The organism is Halomonas rhizosphaerae (assembly GCF_030010555.1).
Lineage (GTDB): Bacteria > Pseudomonadota > Gammaproteobacteria > Pseudomonadales > Halomonadaceae > Halomonas > Halomonas rhizosphaerae.
In genome coordinates, this window is sequence record NZ_JASCQP010000016.1 from 14,622 (window position 1) to 38,291 (window position 23,670).

At 65.2% G+C, this 23,670-nt stretch carries 24 protein-coding genes and 1 tRNA gene; 4 read left to right on the forward strand and 21 right to left on the reverse strand.

What is annotated here, in order from left to right; genetic code table 11:
- Nucleotides 1-153: 153 nt before the first annotated feature.
- Nucleotides 154-735, forward strand: coding sequence for a hypothetical protein (locus QLQ83_RS04935; protein ID WP_282734441.1), 582 nt, complete (start codon nucleotides 154-156; stop codon nucleotides 733-735).
- A gap of 165 nt (nucleotides 736-900) precedes the next feature.
- Entirely contained in the window at nucleotides 901-1,440 is a 540-nt protein-coding gene (locus QLQ83_RS04940) for a GspH/FimT family pseudopilin (protein ID WP_282734442.1), read from the forward strand.
- Between the two features lie 386 nt (nucleotides 1,441-1,826).
- Here QLQ83_RS04940 and QLQ83_RS04945 read toward each other — a convergent pair whose 3' ends face one another.
- The 16 genes from QLQ83_RS04945 to rplU all read right to left on the reverse strand — a co-directional run bounded on the left by QLQ83_RS04945 (nucleotide 1,827) and on the right by rplU (nucleotide 17,257).
- Nucleotides 1,827-3,065, reverse strand: coding sequence for a PilX N-terminal domain-containing pilus assembly protein (locus QLQ83_RS04945; RefSeq protein ID WP_282734443.1), 1,239 nt, complete (start codon nucleotides 3,063-3,065; stop codon nucleotides 1,827-1,829).
- Nucleotides 3,066-3,087: 22 nt separating this feature from the next.
- The gene (locus QLQ83_RS04950) at nucleotides 3,088-3,660 is read right to left on the reverse strand and encodes a PilW family protein (RefSeq protein ID WP_282734444.1); all 573 of its coding nucleotides are present in this window, start codon (nucleotides 3,658-3,660) and stop codon (nucleotides 3,088-3,090) included.
- Nucleotides 3,657-4,139, reverse strand: a complete 483-nt coding sequence (gene pilV, locus QLQ83_RS04955; protein ID WP_282734445.1) for a type IV pilus modification protein PilV — start codon at nucleotides 4,137-4,139, stop codon at nucleotides 3,657-3,659. The genes QLQ83_RS04950 and pilV overlap by 4 nt, the downstream gene beginning before the upstream one ends.
- Entirely contained in the window at nucleotides 4,129-4,710 is a 582-nt protein-coding gene (locus QLQ83_RS04960; RefSeq protein WP_282734446.1) for a GspH/FimT family pseudopilin, read from the reverse strand. Before QLQ83_RS04960 ends, pilV begins: the two co-directional genes overlap by 11 nt.
- Nucleotides 4,628-5,209 carry a type IV pilin protein gene (locus tag QLQ83_RS04965; RefSeq protein WP_326521400.1) on the reverse strand — a complete coding sequence of 194 codons (582 nt, stop codon included), beginning with the start codon at nucleotides 5,207-5,209 and terminating at the stop codon, nucleotides 4,628-4,630. The genes QLQ83_RS04960 and QLQ83_RS04965 overlap by 83 nt, the downstream gene beginning before the upstream one ends.
- A gap of 188 nt (nucleotides 5,210-5,397) precedes the next feature.
- Nucleotides 5,398-6,351 carry a 4-hydroxy-3-methylbut-2-enyl diphosphate reductase gene (gene ispH / locus QLQ83_RS04970; RefSeq protein WP_411971116.1) on the reverse strand — a complete coding sequence of 318 codons (954 nt, stop codon included), beginning with the start codon at nucleotides 6,349-6,351 and terminating at the stop codon, nucleotides 5,398-5,400.
- A 163-nt stretch (nucleotides 6,352-6,514) separates the two neighbouring features.
- The gene (gene fkpB / locus QLQ83_RS04975) at nucleotides 6,515-6,976 is read right to left on the reverse strand and encodes an FKBP-type peptidyl-prolyl cis-trans isomerase (protein ID WP_282734449.1); all 462 of its coding nucleotides are present in this window, start codon (nucleotides 6,974-6,976) and stop codon (nucleotides 6,515-6,517) included.
- An 89-nt stretch (nucleotides 6,977-7,065) separates the two neighbouring features.
- Nucleotides 7,066-7,617, reverse strand: coding sequence for a signal peptidase II (gene lspA / locus QLQ83_RS04980; protein ID WP_282734450.1), 552 nt, complete (start codon nucleotides 7,615-7,617; stop codon nucleotides 7,066-7,068).
- Nucleotides 7,618-7,639: 22 nt separating this feature from the next.
- Nucleotides 7,640-10,474, reverse strand: coding sequence for an isoleucine--tRNA ligase (gene ileS / locus QLQ83_RS04985; RefSeq protein WP_282734451.1), 2,835 nt, complete (start codon nucleotides 10,472-10,474; stop codon nucleotides 7,640-7,642).
- Between the two features lie 10 nt (nucleotides 10,475-10,484).
- Nucleotides 10,485-11,531 (reverse strand): bifunctional riboflavin kinase/FAD synthetase, encoded by a 1,047-nt coding sequence (gene ribF / locus QLQ83_RS04990; RefSeq protein WP_282734452.1) that lies wholly within the window; start codon nucleotides 11,529-11,531, stop codon nucleotides 10,485-10,487.
- A gap of 300 nt (nucleotides 11,532-11,831) precedes the next feature.
- Nucleotides 11,832-13,355, reverse strand: a complete 1,524-nt coding sequence (gene murJ / locus QLQ83_RS04995) for a murein biosynthesis integral membrane protein MurJ (RefSeq protein ID WP_282734494.1) — start codon at nucleotides 13,353-13,355, stop codon at nucleotides 11,832-11,834.
- A 219-nt stretch (nucleotides 13,356-13,574) separates the two neighbouring features.
- Complete coding sequence (rpsT, locus tag QLQ83_RS05000) at nucleotides 13,575-13,841, reverse strand: 30S ribosomal protein S20 (RefSeq protein ID WP_282734453.1); 267 nt, start codon at nucleotides 13,839-13,841, stop codon at nucleotides 13,575-13,577.
- A gap of 361 nt (nucleotides 13,842-14,202) precedes the next feature.
- Nucleotides 14,203-15,342 (reverse strand): glutamate 5-kinase, encoded by a 1,140-nt coding sequence (gene proB, locus QLQ83_RS05005; protein WP_282734454.1) that lies wholly within the window; start codon nucleotides 15,340-15,342, stop codon nucleotides 14,203-14,205.
- A gap of 53 nt (nucleotides 15,343-15,395) precedes the next feature.
- On the reverse strand, nucleotides 15,396-16,568 hold the full coding sequence (gene cgtA, locus QLQ83_RS05010) for an Obg family GTPase CgtA (protein WP_282734455.1): 1,173 nt from the start codon (nucleotides 16,566-16,568) through the stop codon (nucleotides 15,396-15,398).
- Nucleotides 16,569-16,653: 85 nt separating this feature from the next.
- On the reverse strand, nucleotides 16,654-16,911 hold the full coding sequence (gene rpmA / locus QLQ83_RS05015; RefSeq protein WP_040183062.1) for a 50S ribosomal protein L27: 258 nt from the start codon (nucleotides 16,909-16,911) through the stop codon (nucleotides 16,654-16,656).
- A 34-nt stretch (nucleotides 16,912-16,945) separates the two neighbouring features.
- Entirely contained in the window at nucleotides 16,946-17,257 is a 312-nt protein-coding gene (gene rplU, locus QLQ83_RS05020) for a 50S ribosomal protein L21 (protein WP_040183063.1), read from the reverse strand.
- A gap of 292 nt (nucleotides 17,258-17,549) precedes the next feature.
- Here rplU and ispB point away from each other — a divergent pair, with 292 nt between their 5' ends.
- Both ispB and QLQ83_RS05030 read left to right on the forward strand, forming a co-directional pair.
- Nucleotides 17,550-18,551: an octaprenyl diphosphate synthase gene (gene ispB, locus QLQ83_RS05025; protein ID WP_282734456.1), complete on the forward strand. Its 1,002-nt coding sequence runs from the start codon at nucleotides 17,550-17,552 to the stop codon at nucleotides 18,549-18,551.
- Nucleotides 18,552-18,643: 92 nt separating this feature from the next.
- Nucleotides 18,644-18,720, forward strand: a tRNA-Pro gene (locus QLQ83_RS05030).
- A 101-nt stretch (nucleotides 18,721-18,821) separates the two neighbouring features.
- Here QLQ83_RS05030 and QLQ83_RS05035 read toward each other — a convergent pair.
- The 5 genes from QLQ83_RS05035 to QLQ83_RS05055 all read right to left on the reverse strand — a co-directional run bounded on the left by QLQ83_RS05035 (nucleotide 18,822) and on the right by QLQ83_RS05055 (nucleotide 23,569).
- Entirely contained in the window at nucleotides 18,822-19,121 is a 300-nt protein-coding gene (locus QLQ83_RS05035) for a hypothetical protein (protein WP_282734457.1), read from the reverse strand.
- A gap of 495 nt (nucleotides 19,122-19,616) precedes the next feature.
- A complete protein-coding gene (locus QLQ83_RS05040; RefSeq protein ID WP_282734458.1) occupies nucleotides 19,617-20,069 on the reverse strand; it encodes a universal stress protein in 453 nt (150 codons plus the stop codon).
- A gap of 154 nt (nucleotides 20,070-20,223) precedes the next feature.
- The gene (locus tag QLQ83_RS05045) at nucleotides 20,224-21,720 is read right to left on the reverse strand and encodes an SLC13 family permease (protein WP_282734459.1); all 1,497 of its coding nucleotides are present in this window, start codon (nucleotides 21,718-21,720) and stop codon (nucleotides 20,224-20,226) included.
- A gap of 51 nt (nucleotides 21,721-21,771) precedes the next feature.
- Nucleotides 21,772-23,337: a phospholipase D family protein gene (locus tag QLQ83_RS05050; RefSeq protein ID WP_282734460.1), complete on the reverse strand. Its 1,566-nt coding sequence runs from the start codon at nucleotides 23,335-23,337 to the stop codon at nucleotides 21,772-21,774.
- The gene (locus QLQ83_RS05055) at nucleotides 23,327-23,569 is read right to left on the reverse strand and encodes a hypothetical protein (RefSeq protein WP_282734461.1); all 243 of its coding nucleotides are present in this window, start codon (nucleotides 23,567-23,569) and stop codon (nucleotides 23,327-23,329) included. Before QLQ83_RS05055 ends, QLQ83_RS05050 begins: the two co-directional genes overlap by 11 nt.
- Nucleotides 23,570-23,670 lie beyond the last annotated feature (101 nt).

Sequence of the window (23,670 nt, forward strand, 5' to 3'; positions counted from 1 at the left end):
ATGACGCCATGACCTACCCTTTTAGATTGGGTCACTTCTCGACGTCCTTGTCCGCTGCGACTCTGCCCACCGCCTAGGGTGGTCATCGCTCCCCGGGCTTGACACGCCGCCAGTGTGTTCTCGTTCAACGAGTTGAAAGCTGGCCACCCCCACATGATTCGCAACCTCTTCAAGAAGACCCCGCTCAAGGCCTGGGTCATCAAGCAGATCGATAAGGGGACCCTGCACCTTTGCGGCCAGGGGATACTGGAATCGACCGAGAAGCCCAGGCGGGTGAGGGAGGCGCTTCATTTCGAGCAATATCAGGGCGGGGTTCGCATGGGCGATACGGGTATCGTGCTCAACACTCGCCGCATCGCCGCAGTGGTGCCGCTTCATCGTCTCAGGCTGGTGGATGAGGGCAGGGTCGCGGAGTGGCAAGGACGCAGCTGGGCCGTCTCCCAGGTACCGCAGCGCTGCTGGGACTACGACGGCCGCCTGGTCACGCAGAAGAATCCCCTATCGACCTCCCCGGCGCTGATCAGCACGGAAGATGTCTCGAATATCAGCAAGCACATCAACCGCGATGGGGCCCCGCCGGGCGAGGTGACGTTCCGCCCCGTCAATGCCCTGGAAGACCCGCTGCAGGACACACGGGCGGCTATCAAGGAAGTACGGGAGCGGCGCAAGCGGTCCGGCAAGGGGTGGAGAAAGGATGGCTCCTGGGGGCCACTTGATGAGACGTCAGACGAGTGACGTCTTGCTCATCAGCAAGACCTGCCCAATCGACTGACGACGACCTCGCCAACCTCCCGCATGGATGGCGCACAGCCGCTGTACGCGATCGCCTACGGCGGGCTGATAGCGCCCGGCTAGCCTGAAGAAAGGACCCACCGAACAGGCCTCCGCCGGGAGGGCACCATGCGCCCTGCTGCCAGTTTCCCGCTTTCTTCGCGCCAGCACGGCCTGACGCTGATCGAGTTGATCGTCGCCATCGCCGTGCTCGCCATCATGGTCACCTGGGCCATCCCGAGCTTCCAGCGTTTCTCTGCCCGCAACGAGGTCGCCGCCGAGGTGATGCGGATCAAGACGGCGCTGGCGTTGGCAAGGAATACAGCGGTGACGAGGCGGACAACGATTTCCGTGTGCCCACGCCCGACGCCTAGCAGCACTAACTGTGACTTCATGGACTGGGCCCATCCGCTCGTAGTGGTGGAGGGTCAGGTCGCCAGCGGCGATCTGACGGATGGCGAGTTGCTCAAGGTACTGGAAGGCAGCGACGGCCCTACCGTCACCTTCAACCGAGATTATCCTGTTCGCTATCAAGCCACCGGCTGGGCCAAGGGGCACAACGGCACCTTCGAGATCTGCGGAAGCCACGGTGATGGGGTGAAGGTCATCGTCAACAATATGGGGCGAGTCCGGATCGGTGGGGAAGCCGATGGTGAGCCGACATGTTGACCCTGTAAATGCAGGGTCCCGGATGATCAATTGAGTGACAGGAGTTGTCCTCTGCTGACAGCAACAATGAGGGTCTATACCTCATTGGTTTCTGCACCTGCGATGACTGAGACCACGATTGAGCCATTGAGGAATGCGAGGCCTCAGGAGGCAGCCTGGCGGGAGAAACTGTACTGTGTGTGTTGAAAGCTTCGGACAAGGTCGAAATCAGCTTCAACAGAGACGACCAGCTCAGTGCGGTTTTCCGCACTGGGCTGGACGCAGAGACATAATGGCACATCCAACGCATGTAGTAGATCATCATTCAAACTATCTATTGACTTAAATAGCGCAGGAAGAACACGCCACAAAGACAACAGAACTACTATTTGTTAGCAACTTTCACCCTACTGAGAAACATCTTCATACCATGCAACAAGTCGAACGCCCTTCCCTCCTTGAGAGAGCAACTTCCATGCCAAACTACTATAGTGGACGCCCATGTTACCACTAATATTAAGCTCCCCGCTTATAATTTCCCCATCCTCATTTACACTGTTGAGAGCCACAATCCCCCCATAAACCTGAGGATTGCCAGAGCTAAACTTAAGAGTTCCGCCCGGCTCTATCAAAATAACCCCTTCATGAGTACTAGTACCTTTATAGTCCAACACAGCACCTTCTCGAACCACAATCACGCCCAAGGTATTTGTGCTGGCCTTTACTGTAACATCAGCCCCTTCTCTCACTTCTATAAATTTAGAAGAAACGCTACCCCAAAAACCACTTGCCTCTAACTCAGAGTCCGAAAAGGAAGAGTCATAATCATCCCTACCACCAACGTTATAGCTTAGCTCATCACCAGTATTCAGCTCGACATCATAGCCCGACCCATCAATAAAATCTATAAAATCATACCAATTTGACTGATCACCGTAAGCATCGTTATACCCGTAAAATTTGTTATCACAAATGGTATAACTGCTCCCATCTGTCTCGTGGCTTGAACAATCCTCCACAACAGGATGGTTCTCATAAGGGACATCCGGATAATACGCATCGTATTCTGTCGGGGCATCCTCATTTTGGCTTGCTATACAAGCATTGCCTTCGCAGTCAAACACCTCTGGAACATGGTAATCTTCACCGGTGAGTTCCGCATTGCCACTTACGGTATCCGAGCAATAAACATCGAAACATGTATATGCAGCGCTATGTGGAGGTATGGGAAGCTGTTTGTATTTAGACACCAGCCTAGCCACTACTTCACCGCGTTCTGCCAGCCCCTTCATCCATAGTGTGACATGCTCAGCATCATAATTTTCAACACAAGAAGAAGGATCGCTAACGGGCGCTCCCCAGCACGCACTTTCTATTTCATATCTAGCATATTCTCCTACTTGCCCATCATTGCTATATGTCAAGTCACCAGACCCTGATGGCCATGCCGTGGTATTTTTCAGCCAGTCATAAAACTTTGACGTCCCAGTTTCGGAAGCCATATATGCCAGCTCCATTGAGCGCTGATTCCCCGTCATAGTTTCTTCCAGTCTAGAAGACTGAACACTGGAGAGCCCTAAGAGCAATGAAACCGTCAGCAGCACCAACCCTACTATTAGCGCGGCCCCCTCTTGTCTTCTCTTCATTACAACCTCCAAAATATAGCCGTTATCTGGCAACGGCCTCTCGATTCGCCACCCTAAAGGTAAAGGTGCTGTCCGATGAAGTCTCTCCAGGCAACGTAGGGAAAGACATAGCCACCTTCACATACCCTGTCTTTAGATCAGCATCCTGAATAGATACAAACTGCTCAAAACTCACATCTTCTATCCCACTCACCAGTGGGTCAGGGCCATAGCTCGCACTATCACACTGGTACGATAAAGACACAGCACCAGAAGAATAACTATAATTTACACTAACTAGATCGTTGCCAGCACCACAATAAGGATCATCAGTTCTACTATCATACTCCAAACTAAGAGTAGCATTATCAGCCGACACGCTAACTCCATTCACAGCCGAACTTCTTACATCCAAAGAAAGAATGTCCACGAAAAAACGCAAGGATTCCTGCCGCACCGACAGTTCTGCAGTCCTATTATAGGACACCTTAGCGGCGACAAAAACTTGAGTAGCCCCAAACACTACCAGTAAACCGATGACCAAGGCCACCATAAGCTCGACCAAGGAAAAGCCCTTCTGGCCACCCACTCTCAGCCTCTCATGAGAAATCATCATGGCTCAGGCTCTCTTCCAGGAAGCTGTATGACATAGGTAAGTGAGGAGACCGCCTCGCCACTCCCATCAATACCAACAAATCGGTCATCATCCCAAGCCACCAAAATGGTATATTCACACCGTACCGTGCTACCCCTTGTGATTGTACTAACTGAAGACATCCCTGGAAGCTTTCCGCTCCAGTGACTTCTCCATGCATCTTCAACAGGGTATGACGCATCATCAGGATCGGGACATTCATTACTCGCAGAACCCAATGCAACCCATAATCTTTCAACCGCATCTTGGGCCGCCAGATTTGCAATGGAACGCTGATAGGAAAGATGCGCACTCTGCATAGACTTCATTTGCAGGGCTGCCACACCTAGCAGCCCAACAGACAATACCAGCACGGCAATTAAAACTTCCAGAAGAGTGAAACCTTTCTGGCGGTTCTGGCGGCCATCCCCGATATATTCTTTAAGGCAATCACGATCCACTACAGCTGCCCTCCTGCGAACTCACCATGCCAGACAACCCAACCGCTACGCATCTTGTATAACTTCCACCATGAGAGATCTCAAATTTAATAGAAGAAGCACCAGATAGACGACCCAGTGAATTAAAAGTCACCTTACCGTCACTGCTCGTTGATATGTTAACCGACGAATTAGTCTTATCTCTCACCTGTAGGCACTCGGCATCCGCAGGGCAGGTTACATCTCCTGTTCCATCATCATGCCAAACCTGTAATTTCCAACCATTTCCATCAGCGTCCGGCGTTATCACAGCGCTAACTTTTTCACGCCTCTTCACCGCTTCACTTCGAGCATAACTGAGACCAGTAAGCACTTCGTTATGGTCGGCTACTAGGCGATTTCTAACAATCATGCTCTGAAAATTAGGCACCGCTATGGTCGCCAAAATAATGGCTACTGCAATAGTCACCAGCAGCTCGATCAGCGTAAAGCCACCATTCTTGGCACTCTTACCAGCAGTCGGCTCCATCAGCTCCCCTAACGCCTTGGTGATTAAGAGTAAAGTTTCCACAACTGTCGTCGGACTGAGCATCCTGAGGCTTTCCAGTGAGCGTATAGGTAGAAGCTGTAGCACTGATATCAATCAAGTAGTACCCTTCATCTGACGGAATGTCAGTACCACTAGGGCAGCTAGCCGCCGTGTAGTCGCTAGTTACTGTATAACACCGCTCCAATTGCCCAGCGACGCTACTCAAAGCCGACATGGCATCGGTCCGCCGCGCCTCCTGCACATACCGCGTGTAGCTCGGATACGCAATCGCCGCCAGAATCCCGATCACGGCTACCACAATCATCAGTTCGATGAGCGTGAAGCCGGCGCTGCGCCGGGTGCTGCCAGAGGGGCCCTGGGGCCTGGGTCGTGTGCTCGTGAGGGTCACGCGCGGCGTCTCCCTGCGGGTCAAGACATTTGTTTCAGTATGTATCAAGATGTGGCGTTTCGATAGGGTGAGGGAGCAAAAATGCCATGCTGCCCGGATGAGGGGCTGCTTACACGCCAGTCTCGGCGGGCCCTGTGGGCTTGCAGGGGCCACACGCGGTCGAGGGGGAGAGTGCGTTTTTGAGGGCGACTGCCATTCCAGCCGCCGGGCGGCGGCACCATCGCTTCGCGATGGATCGCTCAGCCAGCTGAGCTCCTACGAAAACCTGCCCCTACGATGCGAAGACGCCGCCGTCAGGACCCTGACGGCGGCGTTCTGCTGTCTGCTCTGCGAGAGGTTTGCTACTCGCTGGCGATCACCCGCTCGCGGAGCTCGCGGGGCATAGAGAAGGTGATGGTCTCCTCGCGGCCGGTAAGCTCCTCGGGGGCGGTGGCCCCCAGGGCCTGCAGCCGCTCGATCACGCCCTTGACCAACACCTCGGGGGCGCTGGCGCCGGCGGTGACGCCGATCACGCCGACCCCGTCGAGCCACGCCGGGTCGACCTGCTCGGCGCTGTCGACCAGGTAGGCCGGGGTGCCAACCCGCTCGGAGAGCTCGCGCAGGCGGTTGGAGTTCGAGCTGTTGGGGCTGCCCACCACCAGCACCAGGTCGGCGCCATCCGCCAGCTCGCGCACGGCGTCCTGGCGGTTCTGGGTGGCGTAGCATATGTCGTCCTTCCGCGGCCCCTGGATCTCGGGGAACTTCGCGCGCAGGGCATCGATCACCCTGGCGGTGTCATCCATGGAGAGGGTGGTCTGGGTGACGAAGGCCAACCTGCTCGGGTCCTTGACCTCGAGGTTGGCCACGTCCGCCTCGTCCTCGACCAGGTAGATCTGCCCGCCATGGGAGGTGTCGTAGCGCCCCATGGTGCCCTCCACCTCGGGATGCCCCTCGTGGCCGATCAGGATGCACTCCTGGCCGCGACGGGCGTAGCGCAGCACCTCCAGGTGCACCTTGGTGACCAGCGGGCAGGTGGCGTCGAACACCTTGAGCCCCCGGCGCTCGGCTTCCTCCTGCACGGCGCGGGAGACACCGTGGGCCGAGAAGATCACGATGACGTCGTCGGGCACCTCATGGAGCTCCTCGACGAACACCGCCCCCCGCTCGCGCAGGCTGTCGACCACGAAGCGGTTGTGGACCACCTCGTGGCGCACGTAGATCGGCGGGCCGAAGACGTCCAGGGCGCCGTTGACGATCTCGATGGCGCGGTCGACGCCGGCGCAGAAGCCGCGGGGGTTGGCCAGCTTGATTTGCATGGTGTCGGGTTGCATGGGGGCCTTGCCTTGATGCGCGTGCATCTGCCTGTCGATAAGTTGGGTGGCAGCCACCTTCGCGCTGCAAGCAGCGCTCCTACAACAACCGTGGCATCCCGCGTGACATTGTAGGAGCCGTGCTTGCACGGCGATGGATGCTGACGCTTCAGTGGGTCGTCGCGGGCTTCACGTCCAGCACTTCCACCTCGAAGGTCAGGGTACGCCCTGCCAGCGGGTGGTTGAAGTCCACTTCCACCTGCTCGCCCTCGATCTTCCTGATCACCCCGGGCAGTTCGCCGCCGGCGGCATCGGCGAAGGACATCACCATGCCCACCTCCGGCTCGTCGCTCTCGAAGTCGTCGCGCTTGAGCATCTGGATGTTCTGGGGATTGTGCTGTCCGAAGGCGTGCTCGGGGGTGATCTCGAAGCTGCCGGTATCGCCGACCGCCAGCCCCTTGAGGGGGTGCTCGAAACCGGGCGGCAGGTTGCCGTCACCCACCTGGAAGGTGGCGGGCGCCTTGTCACGGGTGGAATCGACCACGGTGCCGTCTTCCAGGCTGAGGGTGAAGTGCAGGGTCACTTCCATGTCCTCGTCGATGCGAAGGCCCTGGGAATCCTGGTTGCTCATGGCGTGTCTCTCGAAGCGTGCATGAAGTTTCACACATGAAGGTCGCGAAGGGTGTGGCGGCTTGGACGGCCGGGCGGCGAGCGGGTTCCTCAGCCACGCCGCCGGGCCCGGCGCCGCTCGGCGAACAGCGACTCCCAGATCAGGCCGATGGCCCCCAGGGTGATGCCGATGTCCGCCACGTTGAAGGCCGGGTAGTACCAGCCGGCCACGTGGAAGGAGAGGAAGTCCACCACGTAGCCGTGCACCAGCCGGTCGTAGAGGTTGCCCAGCGCCCCGCCGATGATCAGCGCCAGCGACACGGCCAGCAGCGTCTCGTCGCGCCTGAGGCGGCGCATCCAGATCGTCAGGCCGATGCTCGCCCCCACCGCGATGGTGGCGAAGAACCAGCGCTGCCAGCCGGGATGGCCGGCCAGGAAGCTGAAGGCCGCGCCGGTGTTGTGCAGCAGCGTCAGGTCGAAGAACGGCAGCACTTCCACCGGCCGGGCGTACGCCAGCCAGGCACTGGCGGCGTACTTGGTGGCCAGGTCCAGCACGATCACCGCCAGCGCCAGCCATAGCCAGCGCAGGGGTCGGTGCATGGGCATGGCCTCGGGCCGGCCGCTCTGGCTGTCGCTCATTCCTGCCTCGCTTCCCTCGGACATCGACATCTCCTCCTGCAGGCCGTCAGGCAAACTGCCGCGTCTCGCCGGGGCCGTCCGGCAGGTTGCTGATGCAGCGCCCGCAGAGGTCCGGATGCGCCGGATGGATGCCCACGTCGTCGCGGTGGTGCCAGCAGCGCTCGCACTTGTTGTTGGGGCTCTCGACCACGGCCACCTTGAGCCCCTCGAGCTCGGTGGCCTCGGCCTCCTTGGCCTCGGCCAGCGGTGCCAGGCGGACCTCGCTGGTGAGCATCACGAAGCGCAGCTCGTCGCCCAGCTTGGCGAGCGTGGCCTGCAGGGCGTCGTCCACGTAGAGGGTGACCTCGGCGGCGAGGCTGCCCTTGATGGTCTTGGCGTTGCGGGCGTCCTCCAGGCACTTGTTGACCGCCTGCTTGACCTCGAGCACCTGCTCCCAGAAGTCGCGGCCCATGGCGGCGTCATCGGCGAGCGTCTCGAGCCCGGTGTAGTACTCGGCCAGCAGCACGCTGTCGCCGCGCTTGCCCGGGATGTTCTCGAAGATCTCCTCGGCGGTGAACGAGAGGATCGGCGCCACCCAGCGCACCAGCGCCTCCACTACGTGGTAGAGCGCGGTCTGGGCGCTGCGGCGCGCCACGGAGTCGGCCTGGGTGGTGTACTGGCGATCCTTGATCACGTCCAGGTAGAAGCCGCCCAGCTCCCGGGCACAGAAGCCGTGCACCTGCTGGTACACGTCGAGGAAGCGGTACTCCTCGTAGGCGATCTCGATGCGCGCCTGCAGCTGGGCGGCGCGGTCCACCACCCACTGGTCCAGGGCCAGCATCTCGCCGAAGGGCAGCGCATCGCGCTCCGGCGCGAAGCCGTTGAGGTTGGCGAGCAGGAAGCGCGAGGTGTTGCGGATGCGCCGGTAGACGTCGGCGGTGCGCTTGAGGATCTCGTCGGAGACCGCCATCTCGCCGGAGTAGTCGGTGGAGGCCGCCCACAGGCGCAGGATGTCGGCGCCGAGCTTGTCCATCACCTCCTGGGGCGCCACCACGTTGCCCACCGACTTGGACATCTTGCGGCCTTGGGCGTCCACGGTGAAGCCATGGGTCAGCAGCCCGCGGTACGGCGGGTGGCCGTCGATGGCGCAGCCGGTCAGCAGCGAGGAGTGGAACCAGCCGCGGTGCTGGTCGGAGCCTTCCAGGTAGAGGTCGGCAATCGGCCCCTGCTCGTGGCCGTGGGGGTGCGAACCGCGCAACACGTGGCGATGGGTGGTGCCGGAGTCGAACCAGACGTCCAGGGTGTCGGTGACCTTGTCATAGTCGGCGGCCTCCTCGCCCAGCAGCTCCGCCGGGTCGAGGCGGAACCAGGCGTCGATGCCCTCCTGCTCCACGCGGCTTGCCGCCTCTTCCATCAGGGCCACGGTGCGCGGGTGCAACTCGCCGGTGGCCTTGTGCAGGAAGAAGGGGATCGGCACGCCCCAGTTGCGCTGGCGGGAGATGCACCAGTCGGGACGGTTGGCGATCATGCTGTGCAGGCGCGCCTTGCCCCAGGCCGGGGTGAAGGTGGTGGCCTCGATGCCCTCCAGCGCCCGCTCGCGCAGGGTCCTGCCGTCCTTGCCCTGCACATCCATGCCCACGAACCACTGGGCGGTGGCACGGTAGATCACCGGGCTCTTGTGGCGCCAGCAGTGCATGTAGCTGTGGGTGATCACCTTGTGGGCCAGCAGCGCCCCCACCTCCTCGAGCTTGGCGACGATCTGCGGATTGGCCTTCCAGATCATCTGGCCGCCGAAGAACGGCAGGCTGTCGGCGTAAACGCCGTTGCCCTGCACCGGGCTCTCGATCTCGTCGAAGGTCATGCCGTGGGCGCGGCAGGTGACGAAGTCGTCGACGCCGTAGGCCGGGGCCGAGTGAACGATGCCGGTGCTGCCCACCTCGGATTCCACGTAGTCGGCGAGATACACAGGCGAGAGGCGATCATAGAAGGGGTGGCGGAAGCGGATGCCGTCGAAGGCCTCGCCCTTGGCGGTGGCGATCACCTGGCCCATGAGACCGAAGCGCTCCAGGCACGACTCCACCAGCTCCTCGGCCAGCACCAGCAGCCGCTCGCCGGTGTCCACCAGGGCGTAGGTGAACGCCGGGTGCACATTGAGCGCCTGGTTGGCGGGGATGGTCCAGGGGGTGGTGGTCCAGATGACGATCGCCGCCGGCTTGGGCAGCTCTGCGAGGCCGAAGGCGGCGGCCAGGCGATCGGCATCCTCCACCGGGAAGGCCACGTCGATGGCGTCGGACTTCTTGTCCTGGTACTCCACCTCGGCCTCGGCCAGGGCCGAGCCGCAGTCGAAGCACCAGTTCACGGGCTTGAGCCCCTTGAACACATAACCCGCCTCGACCATGTCGGCCAGCGCGCGGATCTCGCCGGCCTCGTTGGCGTAGTCCATGGAGCGGTAGGGGTTGTCCCAGTCGCCGATCACGCCCAGGCGCACGAAGTCGCTGAGCTGCCCCTGGATCTGCTCGGCGGCGTACTCGCGGCACAGCTCGCGGGCACGCGCCGGCTCGAGGTGCTTGCCGTGGGTGGTCTCCACCTTGTGCTCGATGGGCAGGCCATGGCAGTCCCAGCCGGGCACGTAGGGGGCGTCGAAGCCGGCCAGGTTCTTCGACTTGACGATGATGTCCTTGAGGATCTTGTTGACGGCGTGACCGATATGGATGCTGCCGTTGGCGTAGGGAGGGCCGTCGTGGAGGACGAACAGCTCCCTGCCCCGGCGCTCCTCGCGCAGGCGATGGTAGAGATCCATCTCCTTCCACTGCGCCACCCGGGCGGGCTCGCGCTTGGGCAGCATGCCGCGCATGGGGAAGTCGGTTTCTGGCAGGTTCAGAGTGTGCTTGTAGTCGCTCATATCCTGGGGGTCAGCCGTCGTCGTGGTCGGCGGGCGTACCCGCCGAGGAATCGGAAGTCACGGCCTCGCGCGCCAGCGGCGCCGATGCCAGAGGAAGATCATCACCGTCGCCGGCCTGTCGGTCGGCGGCGTGGTTCGCGAAGTAGGCACGGGCCCGCTTGAGGTCGAGACTGATCTGGTGTTTCAGGGCCGCGAAGTCGTCGAACTTCACCTCGCCGCGCAGCTTGGCGCAGGGGAACGCCGTCAGCCGCCTGCCGTAGAGGTCGCCGTCGAAATCGAAGAGATGCACCTCGAGCACCGGCCGCTCACTGCCCACCGTGGGGCGCCAGCCGATGTTGGCCACGCCGGGCAGGCGGCGCCCGTCGGGGAGCTCGGTAACCACCGCATAGACGCCCTGCAGGGCCAACGACCGGGCCGGCTGCGGCAGGTTGGCGGTGGGCACGCCGATGGTGCGGCCCAGCTGCCGGTCGGGCACCACCCGGCCGCCCAGCCGGTAGGGGCGGCCCAGCAGGCGCGCCGCGGCGGCGAAGTTACCGCTGGCCAGCAGGGTGCGCACCCGGGTGCTGGAGACCCGCTCGTCGTCGATGGTGAACGTGCGGGTATGCTCGACGCCGAAGCCGCGTGTCTCGCCCACCTCGGTGAGCAGGTGGAAGTCGCCGCGACGGTCGCAGCCGAAGCGGAAGTCGTCACCCACCACCAGGTGGCGCACGCCCAGGCCGTCCACCAGCACCCGCTCGATGAACTCCAGGGCGGTGAGGCTGCGCAGGGCATCGTTGAAGGGCAGGCAGAGGATGCGGTCGACCCCGCACTCGCCGAGCAGCGCCACCTTGTCGCGCAGCCGGGTCAGCCGCGGCGGCGCCTGGTCGCCGGCGAAGAACTCCCGGGGCTGGGGCTCGAAGACCACCACGGTGACGGGCAGGCCGAGCCGGGCGGCCTGTTCGCGGCACTGGTCGAGGATCGCCCTGTGGCCGCGGTGCACGCCATCGAAGTTGCCGATGGTGGCCACGCAGCCGCGATCCTCGTCACGCAGGTTGTGCAGTCCTCGAATCACTCGCATGGGCGTCATCACGCTGGGAAATAAAGTCCACGATTATAACGGACCGGGGGGCCCTTGACAGCCGGCGCGGCTTGGTCTTTCCCCGCCGCCTCTTGTGGAGGCCGGTGATCGGCTGCTTTTTGTGGGAGCTGACGGTTCGACGCTTCGACTTGCACGGCGATTTGCCGCCATGGGCCATCCGAAGCTGCCTCCATCGCGGTGCAAGCACCGCTCCCACATGCCCCCCAGCCACCGTCCATGAATTGTGGGAGCAACGCTTGCGTCGCGATCCGTCGCGGAGCGGCGGTTGGTTGGCATCCTTCAGCCCTTCATCCGAAAATGGCGAAGCCGCACCCCGAAGGCCGCCAGCCAGGCGAAGTAGACCGCCACCCCGGCCGAGACCAGCACCGCCAGCCAGCCGGCGCGGGTCCAGACGCTCCACTCGAGCCAGGCCTGCCACTCGGGGGCCAGCCAGGCCAGCCCCACGCCCATCACCGTGCAGCCGCCGAGCAGCTGCACGGCGTAGCGCCCCCAGCCGGGCTGGAAGACCAGTACGCCCTGCTTGCGCAACAGCCAACCCAGCAGGCCGGCATTCAGGAAGGCCGAGAGCGCCGTGGCCAGCGCCAGGCCGGCATGAGCCAGGGGCCAGATCAGGATCAGGTTGAACACCATGTTGGCGACCATGGCGATGATGCCCACCTTCACCGGCGTGGCGGTGTCCTGGCGGGCGAAGAAGCCCGGCGCCAGCACCTTGATCAGCATGAAGGCCACCAGGCCGAAGGCATAGGCCCGCAGGCTCATCGCCGCCATGGCGATGTCGCGCTCGGTCATGGCGCCGTAGTGGAACAGCGAGATCAGCAGCGGCTCGGCGAGCACCGCCAGGGCCAGCGCCGCGGGCAGGCCGAGCAGCAGCACGGCGCGGATTGCCCAGTCGAGCATGGCGGCGAAGTGCTCGCCGGACTGCTCGGCATGGCGCTTGGAGAGCGCCGGCAGGATCACCGTGCCGATGGCGATGCCGAACACCCCCAGCGGCAGCTCCACCAGGCGGTCCGAGTAGTAGAGCCAGGAGACGCTGCCCGCCGCCAGCAGAGAGGCCAGCACGGTGTCGAGCAGCAGGTTGATCTGGGAGACCGAGACGCCGAACAGCGCCGGCGCCATCAGCCGCAGGATGCGCCGCACGCCGCTGTGGGCGAAGTCGGGCCAGGGCCGCGGCAGCAGCCCCAGCCGCGCCAGGAAGGGGACCTGGAAGGCCAGTTGGGCGCCGCCGGCGATCAGCACGCCCCAGGCCAGCGCCATGGCCGGCTCCTCGAACAGCGGCGTGAGCAGCACCGCCGCGCCGATCAGCGAGAGGTTGAGCAGCACCGGGGTGAAGGCCGGCACGGCGAAGCGGTTCCAGGTGTTGAGCGTACTGCCGGCGAAGGCCGTAAGCGAGATCAGCAGCAGATAGGGGAAGGTCAGCCGCAGCATGTCGGCGGTCAGCGCCAGCTTCTCCGGGTCGCGCCCGAAGCCCGGCGCGAAGGCCCACACCAGCCAGGGGGAGGCCAGCATGGCCAGCGCCGTGATCAGCGCCAGCACCGCGGTGAGGCTGCCGGCCACCGCATCGAGCAGCTCCTTCACCTCGCGCTTGCTGCCGCGGGTGGCGTATTCCGAGAGCACCGGCACGAAGGCTTGGTTGAAGGCCCCCTCGGCGAACAGGCGGCGCAGGAAGTTGGGGATCTTAAAGGCGACGAAGAAGGCGTCCGCCCCGTTGCCGGCACCGAACAGGGTGGCGATCACCACGTCGCGCGCCAGCCCCATCACCCGCGAGAGCATGGTCATCACGCTGACCACCAGGCCGGAGCGCATCAGGCCGCCCGCCTTGGGCGCCACCGCGCGGTCGTGGTCGTCGACGGCCGGCGGGCGGGGGCCGCCCTCAGGTGTCTGGCGTTCGTCGTCCCGGGGCTCGGGAGGCTGTTCGTGATCCGTCACCGTCTGTTCCTCGTTCGGCGCCTCGGCGGGCGCTCGGCAAGAATCGCGGACACAAAAAAACCGGCCGCAGCCGGTTTTTCTGCTGGCGCTCCCGACTTACGCCGCGAGTGCCTTGATGCGCTTGTTCAGGCGGCTCTTCAGGCGCGCGGCCTTCTTCTTGGAGAGCACGTCCTTGTCGGCGATGCGGTCGATGACCGGCTGCGCCTGCTTGAAGGCGTCCATGGCCTGGGCGTGGTCACCGCCCTGGATGGCCTTGATGACGCGCTTGATGTAGGTACGGACCATGCTGCGCTGGCTCGCCTTCAGGACACGACGACCTTCCGCCTGACGGGCACGCTTGCGGGCTTGCTTGCTGTTCGCCACTGACTGTCTCCTTGGAGAAAGTTGTGGTCGCCATCTGTGGGCGACACTTGATAACTGTATGATCCAACAGGGAAATAAAAAATCCCCGCCGGCCTGGCCATGTTGCCGACTGCGCCATCGAGCGCAGTCGCTTAGGGGCCGTGTCTGAGAGGATGGCGTATCCTATCATGCCAACCCCGTGCTTGCCATAGCCCAACGATTGTGCAAAGCGAGAAGCGCCGGGGACGGGGCGAAGAGGGGGTCCTACGCCAGGGATGGCGTCGGTAGCGCCCAAGGAGGGGTTCACAGCGCCCCCTCGCAGACCTGTCGCCGGAACAGCTTCGAGCGTCACCACCATCTGCGATGATTCAGCCGGTAGTTGCTAGAGCACCACCAGATTGTCGCGGTGGATCAGCTCCGGCGCCTCCATGTAGCCGAGGATGGCCTCGATCTGGTGGCTGGGCTTGCCGACCAGCAGGCGCGCCTCGTCGGCGCCGTAATTGACCAGCCCCTTGGCCACGCGATGCCCCTGGTCGTCGACGCAGAGCACCATGTCGCCGCGGCGGAACTGGCCGCTGACCGCGGTCACCCCCACCGCCAGCAGGCTGGAGCCACTGCCCTTGAGCACCTTCACCGCGCCGGCGTCCAGGGTCATGCTGCCGCGCACCTGCAGCTGTCCCGCCAGCCAGCGCTTGCGCGCCGCCATGGGGGCCTGCTCGGGCAGCAGCAGGGTACCCAGCCGCTCACCCTCGGCCAGGCGGCCGAGCACGTCCGGCTGGCGACCGCTGGCGATCACCGTGACCGCGCCAGAGCGGGCCGCCAGCTGGGCCGCGCGCACCTTGGTGGTCATGCCACCGCGACCGAGCGCCCCGCCACCGCCGGCCACCGCGGCCAGGCTCGGGTCGTCGGCGCGCCCCTCGGCGATCAGCCGCGCCTCGGGATGGCTGCGCGGGTCGGCATCGAACAGCCCCTCCTGGTCGGTGAGGATCACCAGGGCGTCGGCCTCCAGCAGGTTGGCGACCAGGGCGCCCAGAGTGTCGTTGTCGCCGAAGCGGATCTCGTCGGTGACCACGGTGTCGTTCTCGTTGACCACCGGCACCACCCGCAGCGCGACCAGGGTGCGCAGCGCCGACCGGGCATTGAGGTAGCGCTTGCGGTTGGAGAGGTCGTCGTGGGTGAGCAGCACCTGGGCGGTGAGCAAGCCATGGCGGGCGAAGTGGCCCTCGTAGCACTCGGTGAGGCCGTTCTGGCCCACCGCCGCCGCGGCCTGGAGCTCGTGAACCGCCGAGGGCCGGGCCTGCCAGCCCAGGCGCACCATGCCGGCGGCTACCGCCCCCGAGGAGACCAGCACCACCTCGATGCCCCGGCGATGCAGCGCGGCGATCTGGTCCACCCAGCCGCCAATGGCCGCCTCGTCGAGGCCGCGGCCGTCGTTGGTCAGCAGCGCGCTGCCGATCTTCACCACCACCCGGCGGGCGCCGATCAGCGCCTCGCGGCCTGCCACCTGCTCGTTGCTTTCCATCCTTTCCTCGGCTCACCCGTCAACGGGCACCCAGCTTGCGGATCGACCGCCCCTCAGGGCGCGTACTCGACCTCGACGTCATAGTCGTCGTCATCCTCGTCATCGCGCTTGCGCTTGCGGCCCAGGCGGGCCTCGGTGCGGGCCACCGCCTCGTCCTCCATGCGCGCGCGCATCTCGCGGGCCCGCTCGGCGGCCTCCTCGTCCTCGTTCTCGAGGCGGCGCTGCTCGGTGAGCCAGCGATAGGCGGCCTGGACCAGGGCATCGGTGCCGTCGCTGGAAATCGCCGAGATGCGGAACACCGGCCCTTCCCAGCCCAGACGACGGACGATCTCGTCGGCCACCGCCTCGCGCTCCTCGGTCGGCAGCAGGTCGAGCTTGTTGAGCACCAGCCAGCGCGGCAGCTCGGCCAGCGCCGGGGAGAACTCGCCCAGCTCGTGGATGATCGCCTCGGCGGCCTCCACGGGGTCGGACTCGTCGAAGGGCGCCACGTCGACCACATGGAACAGCAACCGGGTGCGGGTCAGGTGCTTGAGGAAGCGCAGCCCCAGGCCGGCGCCGTCGGAGGCCCCCTCGATCAGGCCGGGCACGTCGGCCATCACGAAGTGCTCGTGCAGGCCAAGCTTCACCACGCCCAGGTTGGGCACCAGGGTGGTGAAGGGGTAGTTGGCGACCTTGGGCTTGGCCGCGGAGACCGAGCGGATCAGCGTCGACTTGCCAGCATTGGGCAGGCCCAGCAGGCCCACGTCGGCCATCACCTTCATCTCCAGGCGCAGGTTGCGGCGCTCGCCCTCGGTGCCCGGCGTGGTGCGCCGCGGCGCCCGGTTGGTGGAGGACTTGAAGTGGATGTTGCCGAGCCCCCGACGACCGCCCTGGGCGACCAGCACCACCTGGCCGATCTCCGTAACGTCGGCGATCACCTCGAGGGTATCCTCGTCGATCACCGTGGTGCCCACCGGCACCTTGACGTGCAGGTCCTCGCCGGCGCGCCCGCTCATCTGCCGGCCCATGCCGGGCTGGCCGTTCTGCGCCTTGTAGAAGCGCTGGTACTTGAAGTCGATGAGGGTGTTGAGGGCATCGTCCCCGATCAGGTAGACGGTGCCGCCATGGCCCCCATCGCCGCCGTCGGGGCCGCCCTTGGGCACATACTTCTCGCGGCGGAAGCTCAGGCAGCCATTGCCGCCCTTGCCGGCTTCCACGATGATCGAGGCTTCGTCGACGAACTGCATCTCTTACTCTCCTGACGGCCCATGCCGCCATGATACAAGAAGGCCCCGCCTGGGCGGGGCCTTCTCGCTGCAAGCGTCAGGGATCTCAGGCAGAGACGACACTGACGAACTTGCGGTTCTTCGGACCCTTGGTCTCGAACTTGACCACGCCCTCGTCCAGCGCGAACAGGGTATGGTCCTTGCCGATACCGACGCCGGTGCCGGCGTGGAACTTGGTGCCACGCTGGCGGACGATGATGTTGCCCGGGTTGACGACCTGGCCGCCGAACAGCTTGACGCCGAGGCGTTTGGATTCGCTGTCGCGACCGTTACGGGTGGAACCCGCTGCCTTCTTGTGAGCCATTGCAAATACCTCGCTCGTTCAGGGGAACAGCCGCTTACGCGGAGATCCCGGTGATCTTGACTTCAGTGAACCACTGGCGGTGGCCCTGACGCTTCATGTGGTGCTTGCGACGACGGAACTTGATGATGGTGACCTTGTCGCCACGACCGTGGGAGACGACCTCGGCCGCCACCTTGGCACCGTCGACCAGCGGGGCGCCAACGGTGACGTCCTCGTCATTGCCCACCAGCAGGACCTCGTCGAACTCGATGGTGTCGCCGGTCGGCACTTCCAGCTTCTCGAGCTTGAGAGTCTGGCCTTCCTGAACGCGGTACTGCTTGCCACCGCTCTTGATAACTGCGTACATGCTTTTCTCTCCAGGACTCATCGGGTGTTGGCTCTTCATCGACCTGCTGCGAGTGGCGCCCCTTCCGGCAGCCATCTGACAGGGAGCGTGATGAGTGGGTCGCGGATTATAACCGCGGGCGAACGACCGCACAACCCGTGGAGCGCCCTCCCGGGGGCGTGGCCGGCACCCCGGCCGAGGGCCCACCAGCACCGGCTTGACGCCCCCATGGGGGCCCCATAGCATGGCCGGCAACCCGATGCCAGAAGGGGCGCCCGTCGCCCCGGCCCCACCTACCCGCGAAACCGCCTCCATGCCAGCCAACGCCGCACCGCCCCAGTCACCCGCGCTCGCGTCGCCCCTTCATGCCGCGGTGGCCGATGATTTCCTCGCCGTGAACCGCACCATCATGGACCAGCTCGCCTCGCGCATCCCGCTGGTGGAGACCATCGGCCAGTACATCATCGAGAGCGGCGGCAAGCGGCTGCGCCCGCTGCTGGTGCTGCTGGCGGCGCGCTCACTGGGCTACGCCGGCGACCGGCACATCACCCTGGCCACGCTGGTCGAGTTCATGCACACCTCGACGCTGCTGCATGACGACGTGGTCGACGAGTCCCACATGCGACGCGGCAAGGCCACGGCCAACGATGCCTGGGGCAACGCTCCCTCGGTCCTGGTGGGCGACTTCCTCTACTCCCGCTCCTTCCAGATGATGGTGGAGGTGGGCTCCATGCGCATCATGGACGTGCTCTCGCGGGCCACCTGCACCATCGCCGAGGGCGAGGTACAGCAGCTCACCAACGTGGGCAACCCCGACACCGACGAGGCGGCCTACTTCGAGACCATCCAGGGCAAGACCGCCATGCTCTTCGAGGCGGCCTCCCACAGCGGCGCCATCCTCGCCGACGCGAGCCCCGACCAGGAGGCGGCCCTACAGCATTACGGCCGCTACCTGGGCCTGGCCTTCCAGCTGATCGACGACCTGCTCGACTACCAGGGCGACGCCGAGGCGATGGGCAAGAACGTGGGCGACGACCTGGCCGAGGGCAAGCCGACCCTGCCGCTGATCCAGGCCATGGCCGCCGGCTCCCCCGCGCAGCGCAGCCTGGTGCGCCAGGCCATCCGCCAGGGCGGCCTCGACCACCTGGACGAGGTGCTGGCCATCGTGCGCGACACCGGCGCCCTGGACTACACCCGGACCCGCGCCGAGGAGATGGCCGACAAGGCCCTGGCACAGCTCGAGGTGCTGCCCGAGAGCCCCTTCCGCGACAGCATGGCCGAGCTCGCCCGACTGGCCGTCGACCGGCAGAACTGAGCGGCGCAAAGCCGCTCAAGGGGCTTGCATGCCGGCAAGGCTTGCGTATAATGCGCTCCGTCGGTCAGCACAGACCCGACGCAAGAAAGAATCGGAGTATAGCTCAGCTTGGTAGAGCGCTGCCTTCGGGAGGCAGAGGTCGTAGGTTCGAATCCTGCTACTCCGACCAGAGAACACAGTAAAAAACCGCCACTTACGGATCATTCCGAGTGGCGGTTTTGCGTTACTGGTCTTCCTGGTAGCGGTTATCGCCGCATGAAGGTACTCCGCTCAGCGGCGCAGCTTACGCACGTTAGACTGCGTCTTGGTACTGTAGGGCTTCAGCGCCGCCGCCGTGATCCGTACGGGATCGGCACCGCTGGCCGCCGCCACTGCCGCTCGCTCGCTCGCCGTGGCGAAGATCGTCGCCTTCTCCATCATCATGCCCATGGCATCGGGGCCGGTCATCCCGCCACTGGCCATCATCATCATGCGACGGGCGATCACCTCACCGGCAGAAAGCGTCATCCTGTTGTAGGAAGAGGCCACCTTCATCCACTCAAACATCATATTCATCGGGTTATTCGTCATTTGGTCTGGCACTCCTCGTCCTTTCGGTCTCCGATCTTGCGCTTTTTCATAATATATTTCTCCGGAGAATGACTGGTATCAACGCCTGAACCTCGGCTTGAAGTCAACGAGACGCAGGGTTGGTTCAAGATACTCTTGCCGGCGATCTTTGTCGGTGCGCTGGCCCACCCTCGTCGCCACGATACTTGCCCTCATGCCATGGCCGCTGGGCTTGTCCGGCAACGGGAGAGCTTCGGCAGCCAGGCTGAGCGGATTACCGGTCCGCTTGTGTCGCCCGACTTCCTGGGGCGTCATGCCGCATGGCTTGCGGCGAGTCTACAGGGTGGGGGTACCCGGGAACGCAAGGACCGTGGCCATGCACCAGCAGAGCCGGGCATGTCCTGACGACCTCATTTGAAGAAGCACCGGGTCCTTATGTCCAGGTGCGTGCCGTTGCCCCGGCACCGACCGCCTGATGAAGGGGCAAGACCATCGAGCATCCGGCCCCCTGACTCATCAGGTCACGGTAATGACGGTGCAACCGGCGGTATGGCTGACCTTGTGGGAGACGCTGCCGAACACCATGCCACGCACGTCGCTGACGCCGCGGCTGCCCATGACGATGGCATCGACACCGAGTTCCTCGGCCTCGCCGGTGATCAGCTCCGCCGGGCGCCCCTGGCGCACCACCTCCTTGACCTCGATGCCGGAGAGATCGACGGTGGCGCGCGCCTTGTCGATCGCCTTGTGGGCCTCCTCCTTCATCCCCGCCGCCAGCTTCTCGCGCTCCTCCTCGGAGAAGGGTTCCGCCGTGCCACCGGTGAACAGGCCGATGTTGTCCGGCGGAAACTCGGCCACGGTCATCAGGTGCAGGACGGCGGACGTCCCCTTCGCCAGCTGGGCGGCCACCTGGAGTGCCTTCTCGGCATGGCTGGAACCGTCGATGGGAACGAGGATTGACTGGTACATGATTTCTGTCCTTTCAGTGACATACCGGGATACCCCGCGGCACCCCTCCTGAATCCTAGCCTAGGCGCCTGTCGGGCTTAACGCTAATCTACTGAGAGAGTCGGTCAAACCCGACAGGCGCCAGACGCTGACGGCAATCCGGCAATGTCCTGGATCAAACGCTCCAGCCGAAACCCAGCACCGGCATGGCCAGGGCAAACACCACCAGGGTGATGACCATGACCGCCGCCAGCCCCACCAGGGCCCCGGCGCGCATCATCTCCGCCACGCTCAGCCGGCCGCTGCCGAAGACCACGGCATTGGGCGGGGTGGCCACCGGCAGCATGAAGGCACAACTCGCCGCCATGGCCACCGGCACGGAGAGCAGCAGCGGGCTGGCACCGAGGCTCACGGTCAGCGAAGCCGTCAGCGGCAGGATCGCCGCCGCGGTGGCGGTATTGCTGGTCACGTGACTCATCAGCATCACCACCACCACGACCATCGCCACCAGGCCCCAGGTCGGCCAGGCACCGAAGGCCCCCAGCCCCTCGGCCACCGCCGCGGCCAGGCCGCTACCCTCGATCGCCGTGCCCAGGCTGAGCCCGCCGCCGACCAGCACCAGTACTCCCCAGGGCAGCTGACGGGCGCTGTCCCAGTCCATCAGGAACTGGCGCTGGCGCCAGCGGGCCGGCACCACGAACAGCAGCAGGGCCCCGATCACGGCGATGCCGGCATCGCTGAGCGACACCTGCAGCCAGGATTCCAGCAGCGGGCGGGTGACCCAGGCCAGGGCGACGAGGGCGAAGACCGCCGCCACGCGCTGCTCGGGACGGCTCATGCGGCCCAGGTCCTCGGCCTGCTCGCGAAGGATCTCCGCCACCCCCGGCAACTCGTCGTGGCTCACCGGGTAGATCCAGCGGGTCAGCAGCCACCAGGCGAGCACCAGCAGCAGCAGGGCGGGGGGCACGGCCACCAGCATCCACTGGGCGAAGCCGATCTCGATGTCGTAGTTGTCGGCCATGAAGCCGGCCAGCAGCGCATTGGGCGGCGTGCCGATCAGGGTGCCCATGCCACCGATGTTGGCGGCCAGGGCGATCCCCAGCAGCAACGTCAGGGCCATGTGGTGGCTGGCGCCCTCGCCGCCCTCCCGCTCCAGCATGCTCAGTACCGAGATACCGATGGGCACCATCAGCGCGGCGGTGGCGGTATTGCTGACCCACATGCTCAGGGCCGCCGTGGCGACCATGAAGCCGCCCACCAGTCGGTCCGGACGCAGTCCGGAGACGCGCAGCACCAGCATGGCGATGCGGCGGTGCAGGCTCCAGCGCTGGATCGCCTCGGCCAACAGGAAGCCGCCGAGGAAGAGGAAGATCAGCGGATTGGCATAGGGCGCCGCCACCTGGTCGATGGGCGCCACCCCCATGAGCGGCAGCACGGCCACCGGCAGCAGGGCGGTGACCGCGATGGGCACCGGCTCCAGCACCCACCAGATCGCCATCCAGGCGGTCAGCGCCACCACCTGCCAGGCCGCCGCTGGCATCTGTGCCGGCGCTTCCACCAGCGCCAGCAGCAGGAAGGCCAGCGGCCCCAGCGCCAGCCCCAGCGGGACCTTGAGGCGCGCCAGGCGTGACGGCGATGCCTCCGGGGCATCCACGGACGTCGAGTCGGACATGGCTCCTCCCTGTCGTCGGCTGTTCCCAGCATACACGGGGGACGGAAGGCGTCAGAGCCAGGGCTCCAGCCCCAGCACGCCGCTGAGCCAGGCGATCAGACGCGCCCACGACGAGCCCGGTTCACGCTCGAGGTGAACCGGCCGGCCATCGATCAGCGTCAGCCAGTGCAGCCGTCCCCGGTCATCGAGCTCGAGGGCATAGCTCTGCTGGGGGCTCGCCCCCTCGGCCACGAACGCCATGAAGTCGTCGAACAGCGGCCCGCTCTCGGCGAGCACCCCCACCTCGGTGTTCCACCACACCGAACGGGGATCGGCATTGGCCGAGCCCACGAAGAGCCGATCCCGATCGATGCCCAGCGCCTTGATGTGCAGCACCGAGCCAGAGCTGCCGAGATGCTCGTCGCGCGAGTCGCCGTCACCCTCCAGGTCGCCGCGCAGCTCGAAGAGCGCCACGCCACTCTCCAGCAGCGCCGCCCGGTAGGGCGCGTAGGCGCCGTGGACGACCGGCATGTCGGAGGCCTCCAGGGAGTTGGTGACCACCGTCACCTCGACGCCCGCTTCGGCAAGAGCCTGCAGCCGGCGGCTGCCCGCCTCGGTGGGCACGAAATAGGCGGAGACCAGCAGCAGCCGCGACTCGGGGGCCACCCGCTGCGCCAGCTGGCCGGCCATGGTCTCGGCCAGTGGTGGCCGACCGCGGCGCGCCGGCTTGCCGGGCGGGTCCCAGAGGGCCTCGGCCCCTCCCCAGTGGAGGGCATCGGCCAGCCGGGTGCGGGAACGGCTCTCGTAGCGCTCGCGCAGGGCCATGAAGTAGGTCGAGTCGCTGCGCGCCTCGAGCCAGGCGGCCAGCCGGTCGCGCAGCACCCGCCAGGCGCCGGGGTCGGCCTGGCGATAGCGGCCGATGGGCTGGGCCAGGCCATGGTTCCAGTAGAGGTCGAAGCTGCGCGACAGCGGCTCCATCACCGGGCCCATGACCAGCAGGTCCAGGTCGGCGAAGTTGCGCGGAGAGCCCGCGCTGAAATACTCGTCGCCCAGGTTGCGCCCGCCGACGATGCCCAGGGCGTTGTCGGCGAGCCACAGCTTGTTGTGCATGCGCCGGTGCTGGCGGCCGGCCACCGGCAGCGAGGCCAGTACCCGGCTGGCCAGGTGGCCCCGCCCCAGCGGCACGGCGTTGTAGACCCGCACCTGGATGCGCGGGTGGCTGTCCAGGGCGGCCAGGCGCGCATCCTGGCCGACGGCCCCGATGTCGTCGAGCAGCAGCCTCACCGTCACGCCGCGCTCGGCGGCCTCCAGCACTCGGTGCAGCAGGGCCCGGGTGGTGATGCCATCGCCCATCAGGTAGGTCTGGATGTCCAGGCGCCGCTCGGCCCGGGCGGCGAGCAGCGAGCGCACGGCGAAGGCATCGCGGCCGTCGGCGAGCAGCGCCAGGCCGTTCAGCCGACCATGGGGCGCGGCCTGGTCGAGGGCCCAGCGGCCCAGGGCGGTGGAGGCGATCGCCTCGGGGGGCAGGGCCGAGGCGTGTTCCCGGGCGACCGGGGAGGCCGCACAGCCGGCCAGCAGCAGGGTCAGCGCCAGCAGCCCACCCCGCCACAGGCACCCTGCGACCCGGTCAGTCCACATCGCCATCATCGTCGGCTAGGCGCCTGGCCATGGCCTTGCGCGCCTTGTTGCGGCGGTAGAGGCGCACCAGGGCGATCCACAGGGCGGCCGTCACCATGGCCGCCAGGGTCCAGCCCTGCCAGGGGCGCGCGGCATCCCCCATCAGGGTCTCCAGGGTGATGATCAGGATGAAGCCCGTCGCCTGGCTGGCGATCGCCAGGGCGCGCAGGGTATCGAAGGCCGGTCGTGCCATGAGTGCTCCCGCTGGATGACAGCCCTGCCCGCCGGCAGTAGGCTTGGCGAATCGAACTCGCCCAGTGTAACCGCTGCGGCGCCCGCCGCCGACCTCTCGGG

Bases quoted from the DNA above. Each gene is read 5' to 3' on its own strand.
- QLQ83_RS05045 (WP_282734459.1), bottom strand. From the start codon at position 21,720: ATGTCCGACTCGACGTCCGTGGATGCCCCGGAGGCATCGCCGTCACGC.
- QLQ83_RS04940 (WP_282734442.1), top strand. From the start codon at position 901: ATGCGCCCTGCTGCCAGTTTCCCGCTTTCTTCGCGCCAGCACGGCCTG.
- ispH (WP_411971116.1), bottom strand. From the start codon at position 6,351: ATGCAAATCAAGCTGGCCAACCCCCGCGGCTTCTGCGCCGGCGTCGAC.
- QLQ83_RS04935 (WP_282734441.1), top strand. From the start codon at position 154: ATGATTCGCAACCTCTTCAAGAAGACCCCGCTCAAGGCCTGGGTCATC.
- proB (WP_282734454.1), bottom strand. From the start codon at position 15,342: ATGGAAAGCAACGAGCAGGTGGCAGGCCGCGAGGCGCTGATCGGCGCC.
- ileS (WP_282734451.1), bottom strand. From the start codon at position 10,474: ATGAGCGACTACAAGCACACTCTGAACCTGCCAGAAACCGACTTCCCC.
- ribF (WP_282734452.1), bottom strand. From the start codon at position 11,531: ATGCGAGTGATTCGAGGACTGCACAACCTGCGTGACGAGGATCGCGGC.
- QLQ83_RS04960 (WP_282734446.1), bottom strand. From the start codon at position 4,710: ATGCTCAGTCCGACGACAGTTGTGGAAACTTTACTCTTAATCACCAAG.
- QLQ83_RS05040 (WP_282734458.1), bottom strand. From the start codon at position 20,069: ATGTACCAGTCAATCCTCGTTCCCATCGACGGTTCCAGCCATGCCGAG.
- QLQ83_RS04945 (WP_282734443.1), bottom strand. From the start codon at position 3,065: ATGAAGAGAAGACAAGAGGGGGCCGCGCTAATAGTAGGGTTGGTGCTG.
- ispB (WP_282734456.1), top strand. From the start codon at position 17,550: ATGCCAGCCAACGCCGCACCGCCCCAGTCACCCGCGCTCGCGTCGCCC.
- murJ (WP_282734494.1), bottom strand. From the start codon at position 13,355: ATGCGCTCCGGCCTGGTGGTCAGCGTGATGACCATGCTCTCGCGGGTG.
- lspA (WP_282734450.1), bottom strand. From the start codon at position 7,617: ATGTCCGAGGGAAGCGAGGCAGGAATGAGCGACAGCCAGAGCGGCCGG.
- QLQ83_RS05055 (WP_282734461.1), bottom strand. From the start codon at position 23,569: ATGGCACGACCGGCCTTCGATACCCTGCGCGCCCTGGCGATCGCCAGC.
- QLQ83_RS05050 (WP_282734460.1), bottom strand. From the start codon at position 23,337: ATGTGGACTGACCGGGTCGCAGGGTGCCTGTGGCGGGGTGGGCTGCTG.
- QLQ83_RS05035 (WP_282734457.1), bottom strand. From the start codon at position 19,121: ATGACGAATAACCCGATGAATATGATGTTTGAGTGGATGAAGGTGGCC.
- QLQ83_RS04950 (WP_282734444.1), bottom strand. From the start codon at position 3,660: ATGATGATTTCTCATGAGAGGCTGAGAGTGGGTGGCCAGAAGGGCTTT.
- rplU (WP_040183063.1), bottom strand. From the start codon at position 17,257: ATGTACGCAGTTATCAAGAGCGGTGGCAAGCAGTACCGCGTTCAGGAA.
- fkpB (WP_282734449.1), bottom strand. From the start codon at position 6,976: ATGAGCAACCAGGATTCCCAGGGCCTTCGCATCGACGAGGACATGGAA.
- cgtA (WP_282734455.1), bottom strand. From the start codon at position 16,568: ATGCAGTTCGTCGACGAAGCCTCGATCATCGTGGAAGCCGGCAAGGGC.
- rpmA (WP_040183062.1), bottom strand. From the start codon at position 16,911: ATGGCTCACAAGAAGGCAGCGGGTTCCACCCGTAACGGTCGCGACAGC.